Annotated in this window: 11 protein-coding genes and 1 pseudogene; 5 read left to right on the top strand and 7 right to left on the bottom strand. The window is 38.7% G+C overall.

Annotated elements, in window-relative coordinates; genetic code table 11:
* Positions 1–210: 210 nt before the first annotated feature.
* A pseudogene (locus tag ACT53H_RS17495) lies at positions 211–778 on the bottom strand (TetR/AcrR family transcriptional regulator).
* Between the two features lie 88 nt (positions 779–866).
* Here ACT53H_RS17495 and ACT53H_RS17490 point away from each other — a divergent pair.
* Complete coding sequence (locus tag ACT53H_RS17490) at positions 867–2,081, top strand: oxygenase MpaB family protein (RefSeq protein WP_476009761.1); 1,215 nt, start codon at positions 867–869, stop codon at positions 2,079–2,081.
* A 68-nt stretch (positions 2,082–2,149) separates the two neighbouring features.
* Here ACT53H_RS17490 and ACT53H_RS17485 read toward each other — a convergent pair whose 3' ends face one another.
* The 4 genes from ACT53H_RS17485 to def form a co-directional block, all read right to left on the bottom strand.
* Complete coding sequence (locus ACT53H_RS17485) at positions 2,150–2,362, bottom strand: hypothetical protein (protein ID WP_174731527.1); 213 nt, start codon at positions 2,360–2,362, stop codon at positions 2,150–2,152.
* A gap of 54 nt (positions 2,363–2,416) precedes the next feature.
* Complete coding sequence (locus tag ACT53H_RS17480; protein ID WP_476009760.1) at positions 2,417–4,531, bottom strand: TonB-dependent copper receptor; 2,115 nt, start codon at positions 4,529–4,531, stop codon at positions 2,417–2,419.
* A 72-nt stretch (positions 4,532–4,603) separates the two neighbouring features.
* Positions 4,604–5,029, bottom strand: coding sequence for a DUF2946 domain-containing protein (locus ACT53H_RS17475; RefSeq protein ID WP_476009759.1), 426 nt, complete (start codon positions 5,027–5,029; stop codon positions 4,604–4,606).
* Between the two features lie 43 nt (positions 5,030–5,072).
* Entirely contained in the window at positions 5,073–5,603 is a 531-nt protein-coding gene (def, locus tag ACT53H_RS17470) for a peptide deformylase (RefSeq protein ID WP_004795267.1), read from the bottom strand.
* 122 nt (positions 5,604–5,725) lie between these two features.
* On the opposite strand from def, the gene ACT53H_RS17465 reads away from it, so the two are divergent.
* The 3 genes from ACT53H_RS17465 to tsaC are packed head-to-tail and all read left to right on the top strand — an operon-like array spanning position 5,726 to position 8,654.
* Positions 5,726–6,880, top strand: a complete 1,155-nt coding sequence (locus ACT53H_RS17465; protein WP_476009758.1) for a LysM peptidoglycan-binding domain-containing protein — start codon at positions 5,726–5,728, stop codon at positions 6,878–6,880.
* Between the two features lie 20 nt (positions 6,881–6,900).
* The gene (gene dprA / locus ACT53H_RS17460) at positions 6,901–8,034 is read left to right on the top strand and encodes a DNA-processing protein DprA (RefSeq protein WP_174731515.1); all 1,134 of its coding nucleotides are present in this window, start codon (positions 6,901–6,903) and stop codon (positions 8,032–8,034) included.
* Positions 8,035–8,084: 50 nt separating this feature from the next.
* A complete protein-coding gene (gene tsaC, locus ACT53H_RS17455; RefSeq protein ID WP_013199176.1) occupies positions 8,085–8,654 on the top strand; it encodes an L-threonylcarbamoyladenylate synthase type 1 TsaC in 570 nt (189 codons plus the stop codon).
* 390 nt (positions 8,655–9,044) lie between these two features.
* Here the strand turns inward: tsaC and ACT53H_RS17450 are convergent, their stop codons facing one another.
* Together ACT53H_RS17450 and ACT53H_RS17445 are read right to left on the bottom strand one after the other, a co-directional pair.
* The gene (locus tag ACT53H_RS17450) at positions 9,045–9,965 is read right to left on the bottom strand and encodes a DMT family transporter (RefSeq protein WP_476009757.1); all 921 of its coding nucleotides are present in this window, start codon (positions 9,963–9,965) and stop codon (positions 9,045–9,047) included.
* A 111-nt stretch (positions 9,966–10,076) separates the two neighbouring features.
* A complete protein-coding gene (locus ACT53H_RS17445) occupies positions 10,077–10,730 on the bottom strand; it encodes a TetR/AcrR family transcriptional regulator (RefSeq protein ID WP_151767486.1) in 654 nt (217 codons plus the stop codon).
* A gap of 135 nt (positions 10,731–10,865) precedes the next feature.
* On the opposite strand from ACT53H_RS17445, the gene ACT53H_RS17440 reads away from it, so the two are divergent.
* Positions 10,866–12,080, top strand: a complete 1,215-nt coding sequence (locus tag ACT53H_RS17440) for an MFS transporter (RefSeq protein WP_004795280.1) — start codon at positions 10,866–10,868, stop codon at positions 12,078–12,080.
* Positions 12,081–12,084 lie beyond the last annotated feature (4 nt).

The following is a 12,084-nucleotide window of genomic DNA, read 5'->3' as shown; positions in this document are numbered from 1 at the left end:
ACTTAATTCCAAGTAACTGTTTTTCAACAAGTTCTTATCTGCATCACCGCCGATGGATGTGCATTATAGACCATTAAGATCCCTTTGCAAGCGATAATTAGAAACTTATGACTTGAGCGTTCACTTTTAAATCAACAACCAATTTAACCTATTGTTTTATATAAATAATTATTTTAATTATTTATTTTTGACTTAAATACGCCAGTATCATCATCGATAATTCTTGCTTAAGTTGTTGTTCTGATATAAGAAAATTGTTCTGACTCACATATCGCATCATCGTAAAAAGCGTACTATTAATAATTACAAAGGATTTATGCTTCACCTGTTCGAAGTCCCACTGATGAGGATTTCTACTAAATGTATATAGCCCGACTTCAAAAAAATGCTTTTCTAAAATCTGAGCAGCTTGCGAATGGCTATAGTTATGCCAATGTTTTAGTACTTCTATAAAAAATCCATGATCGGCTTTTAATGCATTAAACCCTAGCTCTATCGCCAAGGGGATGAGCAGGTCTAAAGGAATATTTCCTTGCTGCATAACTAGCTCTTTAAGTTGATGTCCTAATAGTTCGCTTTTACGGCGTAATAGTTCTTCTATGATTTGATCTTTATTCTCAAAGTATTGGTAAATCGAACCTACACTTACTCCTGATTTCTCTGCAATTTTAGGAGTTGTGGCATGTAGTAATCCATATTGGGCAATACAGTGCTGTGTCGCCTCTAAAATATGGTCAACAATAATTTTTGAACGCTGTTGCTGTGGGGATTTTCTCATCAGTTGTTTATTCGTTAAATGCGAATTGAATGCGAATAATTATTCATATTAGCCTATTTATTATTCAGTTTAATAAGTAAGTAACGATATGCAAACGATTAGCCCAACTCGACTTGCTCCTTTTAATGACATGCAAGACAGTAATTTTTTTACACGGTTTTTAAATATCTGTTGCGAAAAAACAGCTCAACCAAACTATACAGAATATGTGTCTTTACAACGCGCTCTTTGTGAAGGAGACATTGAAATGGATAAGGTGATTGATTGGGTTATGCAAGATCCCAAAGATCACCGCATGATTTTTGAAAAGATATTATTTCAAGGCCGCAATCACCTCTCTGAGCCTTTACCTACTGAGTTAGAGAATTTCTTTAATTACATTGAACAAAAGCCTGAATGGTTAGACCAGCGCCAAATTGATGAGGCTGTTAAATTTACTCATCGTTTAGGCGTAAATAATGGTTTTATCCTTAGAGATTTATCTTTAATGGCAGGATATTTATATCCTGGATTTAATCAGCCTCTAATTTTAACGGGTGCATTGAAGAAACAAGCGGGTACTCGTTTAGCAGAGACTACAAAATGGTGGGTTAATATTACTGAACCTCAAGGGCTTTCTCGTTTGGGTTCAGGCTTTACCTCAACCATTTATGTTCGCTTTATTCATGCACTCGTTCGCCGGCAATTGAAAAAGTCTGATCGTTGGAATAGCGAAGTTTGGGGAATTCCTCTTAATCAGTTTGATTTAGCAATGACCAATTTAGCGTTTAGCAGTGTGGTTTTACTCGGTATTAGAGCTTTAGGTGTATGGCCAACGAAACAAGAAGCTAAGAGTTTTTTACATTTTTGGCGTTATGTTGGCTGGTTGATGGGTATTGATGAAAAATGGCTTATTCAATCTGAAACTGAAGGTTGGCGATTACTTTACTGGATGCAGTTTGCTCACCCTCGCTCCGATCACAGCAGTGTTGAATTAGGATCGAGCTTATCTAAAGAGCCTTTTGAGAGAAAATATCTGCATTTACGCTCGTTACAGCAGAAGCTTGCATATCGACAACATTTAGAACTTACCCAATTTTTTATTGGTAAGAAAAGAATGAAACTACTTGGATTGCCTCAGCAGTCTGCTTCATGGTTTGCTTATTATTTGATTGTGCGCAATTCACTACTTTATAGTGGTGCGAAGCTTTCACCAAAAGTTGAAAAGTTTTTATCTAAGTCAGGTCGCAATATACAAAAGCTTGGCTTAACGCTTTATCAGAATCAAGGTAAGGCAAAAACCTTAGCGAGTATGCATCAATAACTTTTAAAACCTAAAAATAAAAAATGGAAGCCCGTTAACCAGACTTCCATTTTCAAATATTAAGGGGCTTATTGAGCTGATGAACTGTGCATGTGCATTTCAGCGTGGTTCATTTGCTCAGGCGACTCCATCATCTGTTTATTTTTTTGACTTGGCATATAGTCAGGTTCGTTATTGATCGCCAAGTAAAAAATGATCATAAACAATAAGCTTAAGATAGAAGCCACAATAAGTAACTTCCATCCCCACCAAGACTGCTCAGGCGATAATTTATTTGTCATTTCATTTCTCTCTTTAAATTAATTATTTCAGTTCATTTCATTCGCTACAGCTTATTAAAACTTCATGCTCATACGAACCCAGTAATTTCTTCCGATATTGTTAAACTGCTCTTCACTCGCAAATCCAAAGCCTGCACTACCCGCTTTGTTTAAGTGTTCGGTGTAGGTTTTATCTAATACATTGTCGATACCAACAGAGACATCAATATCTTTACGAAGGTTATAGCTTCCATTTAAAGAAAGGGTTGAAAAACCTTTACTTGGTTTTAGGTCATATCCCACGATATTACCTTGATGTAGACTCACACGGTTTTGCTCAGCAACAGCTCGCCACAATAGACCTAAGTTATATTTATCAGCCACATAGCGAATATTTAAACGACCTTCTAAAGGGGAAATTTGAGGTAGCGGTTTGTCATCTGTAGTGTTTTTACCCCACGCATACATCGCACTCAAATCTGCCTGAATATGGTCGGTAAATTGATATCCAATACCAGCTTCCGCGCCTGCGATGGTTGCATCGACATTTTTGGCACCCGCAGTAATATCATGGCTCATGTCATGCCCATCCATTCCCATACTTGGGTGATGGTGGTAACTCATTAAAATGTAGTCATCTACTAAGCCCGCATAAGCAGATGCCCATGTATTTAAAGCACCATGTTGCTGTTGGAAGCCCAGATCTAACTGTAGTGTTTTCTCAGGATTTACACCGTTAAATGTATTGGTTGAGCCAGCATTACCATGTTTAGGCGAGAAAAGCTCCCAATAATCAGGCATACGCTCTACATAACCTAAACCGATATAGCTTTTTAGGTCATGCTCAGGATATTGGTTTTCCCAGCGTACAAATGCACTTGGTAAAGTCTTTTCAAGTTTGGTGTTAAAACCTTGTGCTTGAGAGTCGGCACGTTCATCTTCAACTGTGACTCGATCTAAACGTGCACCTGTAACCAATTTGTTGAGATCGTTCCATTGATAACCAAGCTCACCAAAAGCACCATATGATTGAAAACGCATATCTTGACGATATGGAACATTCATAGAAGGCATATTTGGCGATGACATGCTACCGCCATGTTTATTGAATTGAGAATCTACACCTGTAATCAAACTCCACTTATTCCATTCAGAAGTCATGGCCAAACGTGCGTTTAATGTACGGCGCGTTACCTGCATTGCCATCGCGTTCGGCATCAGCATGGTCATACCACCATGATTCATTTCAACTAATGGCGGAGTACGTAAGCTAAAGTTATCCATAATATGGTCGTTATAGCTGTAGTTCACCTGCCCTTCAATTTTCTTAATGACATCAGTGATATTTTTCTTTTCGAACCGCAGACCTAAGCTTTCACGCGCAAACTGAGAACCGTCCATTGAACGCCCAGCATAAAGCGATTCACCATCAGATTTCCCACCCGTGAGTTCAATCCATGTGTCTTCATCTGGGGTGAAACCAAGTGCTACATCAGCATTCCACTTTTTCCATGCTGAAGGCACGGTATTGCCGTCACCATCTTGATAACTATTAGACTCTGAACGGTTGGCATTTAAACGAATATATTTCTTTTCATCGCCAATGGCCGCTTCAACATTATGGTCAATACGTCCATATGAACCTAATAAGACACTCGCTTGTCCACGATAAGGTTTTTCAGAGGTGAGTTTCTCAGGCTGACGTTCAAAAAGAACAGTCGCAGCAGAGCCTGTATTGGCATATTGAACCGTTTGTGGACCTTTAATGACAGAAATACGATCATAACTTTCTGGAGAAATATAAGAAGTTGGAGCATCCATACGGTTTGGACATGCACCTAGGTTTTCTGTTCCATCTGTCAAAATTTTGATGCGTGAACCAAACATACCTCGGAAGGTCACATCACCATTTGTTCCACCGCTTTGTATTGAGTTAAAACCCATAATACTTTGTAGATAATCTGCCCCATCTGTAGCAGGTACTGGCTGAATCGGCTGTTTCGGGTCGGCATGTACAATCAGACCATTTGCATCGTTACCTTGTTGTGCTGTAACAACAATAGGTGCTAATGAGTGAAGTGTTTTGGTATCAACATCATTTTTTTCTGAATCTGCAAAAACTAGACCCGAATGAGAGACAGCAAGCATCGCAACCCATAGAGGCTGTAATAAGAATTTAGAATGTGGCATTTTTATACGCTCTAAAACATAAATAAAGTGATATTGAAGTCAGTTAAGACCCCAACAAAAAATTGCTTTTATTTATGCAAATAGAGGAGGTGCACGCCCTTGCGGGAGTAGGAAAAGTCGCTGTAGCGCAAAGTAAACATGTCGAAATGCTTGTTGATAGGCAATTAAACGGACTTGTATACGGACTAAAACTTCTTTTACACCAAATTCAGGTGGTAAAACCAGATTGGCATAGACGGTACAATATTGACACTGGTGATTTGCATCATGATGGTCATGTTGCCCAGAAGCTTGTGCCTGTTCAATATGATGTTCATGATGTGAATGCACGGTATGTGACATGACTTCCGTCTGTGCTTTAGGTTTAAGCAAAGCGCGGGTAATAGTTTCACAGACCGGAGCAATTTGATATTGCTTCGGTAAAAGCGGCTGTAGAAATACCGCAACCTGTAAAAATACTGCTGCACATGCAAGCAGTAAACCACTACGAAAAACCAAAAATCACATCCACACTATATTAATGTTTCAAGAATAGAAATTTTTAACGTTTTACTGCAACTTTTTCACGCTCACGTTGACGAACAACTTTTTCGACTTTTTCTCGAGCACGCTGGCGTTTAAGTGGCGACAAATAATCCACAAATAATTTGCCATTTAAGTGATCCATTTCATGTTGGATACAAACAGCGAGAAGTCCATCAGCTTCTATCTCAAATGCTTGACCTTCAAGGTTAATTGCCTCAATTTTCACACGTGACGGGCGCTCAACTTTGTCGTATATTTGTGGCACCGATAGGCAGCCTTCTTCGTACTGCTGCTTATCTTCTGTCAGTGGAGTGATTTTGGGGTTAATAAAAACCAAGGGTTCATCTTTAGCTTCAGATAAATCTATAACGATTAACTGAATATGACGATCTACCTGTGAAGCTGCTAAACCAATACCTGGTGCGGCATACATGGTTTCAAGCATATCTGCTGCAAGTTGACGAATTTCATCAGTAACTTCTTCAACAGGCTTAGCAATGGTACGAAGACGGGGATCAGGAAAACTTAAAATAGGTAATAAGGCCATACTGACGTCCTCACTTATGCCATTGATTGAAAAACCAAATGAAGGAAATACTTCATCGAAAAATTGTGTGTAAGCCGCCTATTATAACGCATCTGCACGCATAATTTTTAGGAATTATCATAATGAAAAAGGTTTTTAACGGCATGGTTGAATTTCATGCTTTGGGGATAAAAAAGCATTTACTTGCTTTCGCACTTTTTACAGGGGTTGCAATGGGTACAGTAGTAGAGGTTCATGCTGCTAGTCCGAACCATAATCCACCCTCTTTAAAAAGTAATGCACCACATGTCTACGTTGTAAAACGCGGAGATACGCTGTGGGATATTTCCGGTCATTTCCTAAGTAAACCTTGGCGCTGGCCAGAAATCTGGGCAAATAATCAACATGTCAAAAATCCACACTGGATTTATCCTGGTGACCGATTGTTGTTATGCAGTGTAGCCGGTCGACCATTGATCGGTAAAGATGAGGGAGATGGTTGCGTTGGCATTATTCGTCGCTACACAGGCCAAATGACAAACTTGCAACCTCAAGTTCGTGTGGAATCGCTTAACGACAATGTACCTGTTATTCCACTTGAACATATCAAACAGTGGTTAGAACACAGCACAATTTTGCCAGCCGATGCAATTGAACACACTCCTTATGTAGTAGGAACTGCTGATCAACGCGTGCTTGCCGCAAGAGGCCAAACCATTTATGCGCGTGGACAAGGTTTAGTTAATGGTCAACGTTATGCAGTCTACCGTGAAGGTGAACCTTATTATTTCACAGACAGTAAAGGTAAAAAGCATAGTCTAGGTATTGAACTGCAACAAGTTGCCTCAGGGATTGCGATCTCTTCTGAAAAAGACATAACAACGCTGGAGTTAACTGATAGCTACAATTCCGAAGTACGCCGTGGTGATCGGGTTATGCCGGAGGAAGAAGCAACATTACCTACTTTATTTTATCCGGTAGACGCCACTCAAGTTACAGATGCTGGTAAGATCATTCGTGTAATGGGTTCAATTGGCAGCGCTGCAAAAAATAGTGTGGTAACTTTGGACCGAGGTACAGCACAAGGGATTCAAGTAGGGCAAGTTTTTGATATTACTCAAAAAGGCGAGACCATTCGAGACCCTAAAACCAAAGAACCAATACAGTTGCCTGGACAACAAATTGGTAGTCTGATGGTTTTTAGAACTTTTGATCAGCTTAGCTATGCCTACGTATTAGAAAGTGACTTACCTATTAAAGTAGGTTCAAGTATTCAGCCACCTCGTTTTGATGATTAACGCTGGATATACCCTTTACAATGCTTACTCAACTTTCTTCACACCATTACCACACGCTTAAAGTGTGGTATTTGGTGCAACACTCATTAGTTAGCTTCAAAAAAATTGTCAATTATTTTGGTGGCTGTGAAAAAGCGGTCCAACCTGCTGGGTTATCTCAATGGTGCAATCTCGGGTTACATGCTAATCATTTAAAACGCGTAGATGAATTTCAAACTGCTCAGGGTCAAGCTCAGTTTGAAAAACTAATTGAGCAGATCCAGCAATATACCGACTTTATTTTAACATCAGAAGACCTTGGCTATCCTACGCAATTACTACCTTATACAGACCATCCACCCATCATATTTGGAAAAGGCCAAGCTCAAGCTTTGTTACAACCACAAATTGCGATTGTCGGTAGTCGAAAACCAAGCCCACATGGCCGTCAGGTTGCTTATGATTTTGCTTATTACTTAAGTGAAAAAGGATTTTATGTAAGTAGTGGTTTGGCATATGGGATTGACGAAGCTGCTCACCAAGGGGCTTCAGCACATCAACGTACCATTGCCGTGACAGGAACAGGTTTAGATAGTACCTACCCTGCTCAAAATAAAAAACTTGCAGAACAGATCTTGGCTCAAAACGGCGCCATCATTACTGAGTTTTTGCCCGGTACGCCACCATTACAACAGCATTTCCCTCGTAGGAACCGAATTGTCAGTGGCCTGAGTTTAGGTGTGTTAGTAGTAGAAGCTACTTTAAAAAGTGGTTCTCTCATTACTGCGAACAAAGCTGCCGAGCAAGGTAAAACCGTATTTGCCATTCCTGGCCATATTTACAGTGAGTTTCATCAGGGCTGCCATCAACTTATTCGTGAAGGAGCCATTTTAGTTGATCATCCTGAACAAATTATTGAAGATCTTGCTTTACCTACTCAATGGCAAAGTCAGCAACAGAACTCAACTGAAGAGGTCGTGGTTTCTTGTGCTCCAGAAATTCCTGAACATTTGATTAACCTTTATCAGTCTTTAGACTGGGTGGGACAAAATATTGATCAGCTTGTCATACACCACTCTCAACCTGTGGCAGAACTCACCTCTTCACTCATGGAACTAGAACTACTTGGTTTATGTATGCAACAATCAGGGCTGTATTTACGTTGTCGCTCTTAGTGCTGGAGCGCACAATAAAATTCTGTCTGATTGAAAGGAAGAGTATTACCATGATTACCACCTCAGTTACCGAAGCAGCCGAATGTTTACAACAAGGTCAAGTTTTGGCATATCCAACTGAGGCAGTGTGGGGGTTAGGTTGCGACCCTTTTAATGAACAAGCTTTTCAAAAGATTCTTGAGTTAAAGCAAAGGCCTATTGAAAAGGGAGTAATTTTATTAGCAGGTCATATTAGCCAAGTTGAGCACCTGCTCACTTCGCTACCTCAAACAACCCAACAAGAAATTATTGATTGTTGGACGAATCATCAACCTTCTGAAAGAGCTACTACTTGGCTATTGCCTGCTGGCGAACATATTCCTTCTTGGATTAAAGGTGAACATCCACTTGTTGCTGTTCGAGTCACCACACATCCTTTGTGTGTGGCATTATGCAATGCTTTTCATGGTTTTATTGTCTCGACAAGTGCTAACCCAAGTGGGCAAGAACCTGCTCATTCACTACAAGATGCCTGCCAATACTTTGGTTCACAATTAAACTATCTCAATGGTGATTTAGGCCAAAGTCAGCAACCAAGTAGAATTATTAATGCTCTCACTGGAGAGATTATTCGCGCCTAATTTCAGACAAAAAAAAGCTCAGTTATATAGGGATAACTGAGCATAAAAAAGGATGGGTATATACCGCATCCAGAGGGTTTGGATATCTCTGCAACGAAAGATAATTTGCAAAAAAGCACGTCTTTCGTAGTGGTCGCTATTATGTAGTAAGAGATCAAATGAGAGAAATATATTATTTCTCTAAAAAAAGCATGAAAAGTGTAGGGAATTTACGATTTTTCACTTATAAATTAAAATTATATTAATATTTTTACTCGGCTTTTTTAATATTTATATTTCAACCTACTTTTATAAACTATTTATAAATCATATAGAAAAACTTTAACTAAGAAAAAAATGGCATATTTTCATGAGTTTTTTTCAAAATATGCCATAGTTTTTTTAACGACTTTAGTTTTGCTCTTGCATTAAGTTGCTCTTTTTAGGACTGACTTTTTTCTGAGCCATAATGATACCAATTAAGATAACAATACCACCTATTGTGTGATAGATGGTCCATTGCTCAGACAACCAAAGGCTTGCAATAACTGCTGTAAAAACAGGAACCAGGTTCATAAAAATACTTGTTCTATTCGGGCCAAGTTGTTGAACAGCCAACATCCAAACTAACGGTGCAATGAGTGAAGCAAATACACCTGCATAAATAGCACTTGGTGCATTTTGTGCATTTAAAGCATCTAGTCCAAACCAAAAAATTAAAGGAAGATGAAATATTACAGAAAATCCGATCTGAACATATAAGCTTGTCATGATTGGAAGTGGAAGCTGCCATTTTTTAAGGAAAACCCCATAAAATGCATAGAAGAATACGGCAATAATCATCAATGCATCACCAAGATGTCCGCCTCCACTTAATAAGTGGCTAATATTCCCTTGGGACATAACATATAGCAAACCAGAGAAAGATAAAATACTGCCAAAAACTGCAAATCGATTAGGCACATCTTTTAAAATCGCAAGCGAAACAAAGATTGTAAAGATAGGAATAAATGCATTCACAATTCCCATATTGGTTGCACTGGTATAATGGGCAGCCGTATAAGCAAGTCCTTGATAAAGCACCATTCCAAATGCACTTAACACAGCCAGCTTAGGTAAATATGGTATTAATAATCGTCTTTGTCTCCAAACAGGCAAAAACATAAATGGAGTCAAAATAATAAAAGCAATCAACCACCGATAAAAACTAATACTTACCGGAGAAATATAATCCGAGACATAGCGGGTGACTACAATATTTAAAGACCAAATCAGTACTGCCAAAATGGGAAAAATAAATGCCCATTTGTGATATTTCATGACCTGACTCATAGTAATACACCATCTACAAAAGAGATTTTATTTTGAAGAATGTCTTAATAAATTGAAATATCGTATTTCCGACATTGATATTGAACTTAGGACATCATCTTTTTCTAGAATCTAAAATAATGTCCAAGCTTTCACCGCATGGCCTACCACTTTATGTAATTGCTCGCTACTCGCACCATCTCTTGCTTGAATAGTCAGCCCTTGAATGACAGTGGTATAAAAATCAGTCATTTCCTGTAAAGGAGCATGAGAAGATAAATCCCCTTGCTCTACTCCTTGCTGAAGACGTTTTAATAATTTTTCTTTTGTCTTTATGCGCTTATCTAATAGATTTTGCTGTACATCTTGAGTTGCATCAGAGCAATTCATAGCAGCAACAACCACCATACAACCAGCTGGCTTATTCGGCTGAACCAGTCTTTTAACAATATCATAAAGATATAACTCAACAGCAATTTTTGCAGTTTTTGCTTCTACAAATATAGTGTCAATCGGACATCCTTCATGAGCTAAATAGTAATCAACACATCTGTAAAACAGCCCTTCTTTGTCGCCGAAGGCACTATATAAGCTCGGTGCTGTAATTTCCAAAGCTTGTGTTAAATCACTAATAGACGTTGCTTCATAACCATGCTCCCAAAACAGCAACATTGCTTTTTGCAAAACCTGTTGTTCATCAAAGCATTTAGGGCGTCCACGCTTTTTTTTCAGCGCGTCTTCTGTAACAGCTAAATTCGTTTCATGCCTATTTGTCATAAAGATCACATCTATTTTTATAACAATCGTTATTAAATTAATTGACGTTCGATTTTTTATCAACTATTTTATTTTCATAATGATCGTTAGTTAATTAATAAATTGCCTTTCTTCACTCTAAATTTAGCCAAGTAAGGATTTCCTATGGACCAATCTTCTATTTCTAAAGCGCGACCCACGACCTCCCCTCAAGGGAGCTGGTTTGCCATTTTGGCCGTTGCGATTGCAGCGTTTGCATTAGTAACAAGTGAATTTTTACCTGTTGGTGTTTTAAATAGTGTTGCAACAGATTTAAATATTTCTGTAGGCACAGCTGGTCTTATCATTACTGTACCCGGCATTATGGCAGCAATTGCCGCCCCTCTATTACCTGTATCCGTGAAACAACTTGATCGGCGTTATGTGCTTATCTTGCTGACAGCCATTATGGTTATTGCAAATACCATTACTGCCTTTGCAGAAAACTTCCATGTTTTATTGCTCAGTCGCTTAATTTTAGGTATTTCAATTGGTGGATTCTGGGCGACAGCAATTGCTTTAAGTGGGAAATTAGCTCCCTCACATCTTCCTATTGCTAAAGCAACAGCTGTAGTGATGGCAGGTGTAACTTTTGCTACAGTTTTAGGTGTTCCGATTGGAACATGGTTAAGTGAATTTTATGGTTGGCGCAGCGCTTTTGGAATTACCGCAGGAATTGGTTTAATTGTTTTAATCTTACAGTTAATCTTTTTACCTAAACTTGTCCCAGACTCCGCAATTCATATAAGAGACTTACCAGCATTATTACGCACCCCTAAAGCACGTAGCGGTATGTTGATTGTTTTACTGATCGGACTTGCTCATTTTTGTGCCTATAGCTATTTAGCACCTTTCTTCAAAAATATTGCAGGCTTTAACGGCACAACAATTAGTTCATTATTATTGCTCTATGGAATTGCAGGTATTTTCGGAAATGCATTTGCCGGATATAGCGGCAATTTAAATGTCCGATATACACTTGCCTTTGTTAGTGCTTGCTTTGCAATTGTATTTTTTGGATTCCCACTTTTTGCCATTCATGAATTTGGTGCTATTGTCTTAACAGCTTTATGGGGCTTCGCATTTGGCGCTTTCCCTACCTCAGCAAATATCTGGATGTTTGTACATGCACCAAATGCAGTTGAAAAGGGTATGCCGCTTTTTGTAGGTATGTTTCAGGTGATGATTGCGACAGGCTCATTATTAGGTGGATATGTAGTTGATCATTTCAATGAAAATACTTTAATTTATGGCGTATTAAGCTTTGTTGCCCTAGCATTACTAAGTACATTCACCTTAGCAAAAGGTTTAAACAATCCTAAAGCGACTTGTGAAAATTAAAATA

This window comes from Acinetobacter sp. DMC2, from assembly GCF_056314305.1.
The sequence above is the reverse complement of the archived record's forward strand: the minus strand, read 5'-3'. Positions and strand labels throughout refer to the sequence as shown.

Bases quoted from the DNA above. Each gene is read 5' to 3' on its own strand.
- ACT53H_RS17490 (WP_476009761.1), top strand. From the start codon at position 867: ATGCAAACGATTAGCCCAACTCGACTTGCTCCTTTTAATGACATGCAA.
- ACT53H_RS17485 (WP_174731527.1), bottom strand. From the start codon at position 2,362: ATGACAAATAAATTATCGCCTGAGCAGTCTTGGTGGGGATGGAAGTTA.
- ACT53H_RS17480 (WP_476009760.1), bottom strand. From the start codon at position 4,531: ATGCCACATTCTAAATTCTTATTACAGCCTCTATGGGTTGCGATGCTT.
- def (WP_004795267.1), bottom strand. From the start codon at position 5,603: ATGGCCTTATTACCTATTTTAAGTTTTCCTGATCCCCGTCTTCGTACC.
- ACT53H_RS17465 (WP_476009758.1), top strand. From the start codon at position 5,726: ATGAAAAAGGTTTTTAACGGCATGGTTGAATTTCATGCTTTGGGGATA.
- dprA (WP_174731515.1), top strand. From the start codon at position 6,901: ATGCTTACTCAACTTTCTTCACACCATTACCACACGCTTAAAGTGTGG.
- tsaC (WP_013199176.1), top strand. From the start codon at position 8,085: ATGATTACCACCTCAGTTACCGAAGCAGCCGAATGTTTACAACAAGGT.
- ACT53H_RS17450 (WP_476009757.1), bottom strand. From the start codon at position 9,965: ATGAGTCAGGTCATGAAATATCACAAATGGGCATTTATTTTTCCCATT.
- ACT53H_RS17440 (WP_004795280.1), top strand. From the start codon at position 10,866: ATGGACCAATCTTCTATTTCTAAAGCGCGACCCACGACCTCCCCTCAA.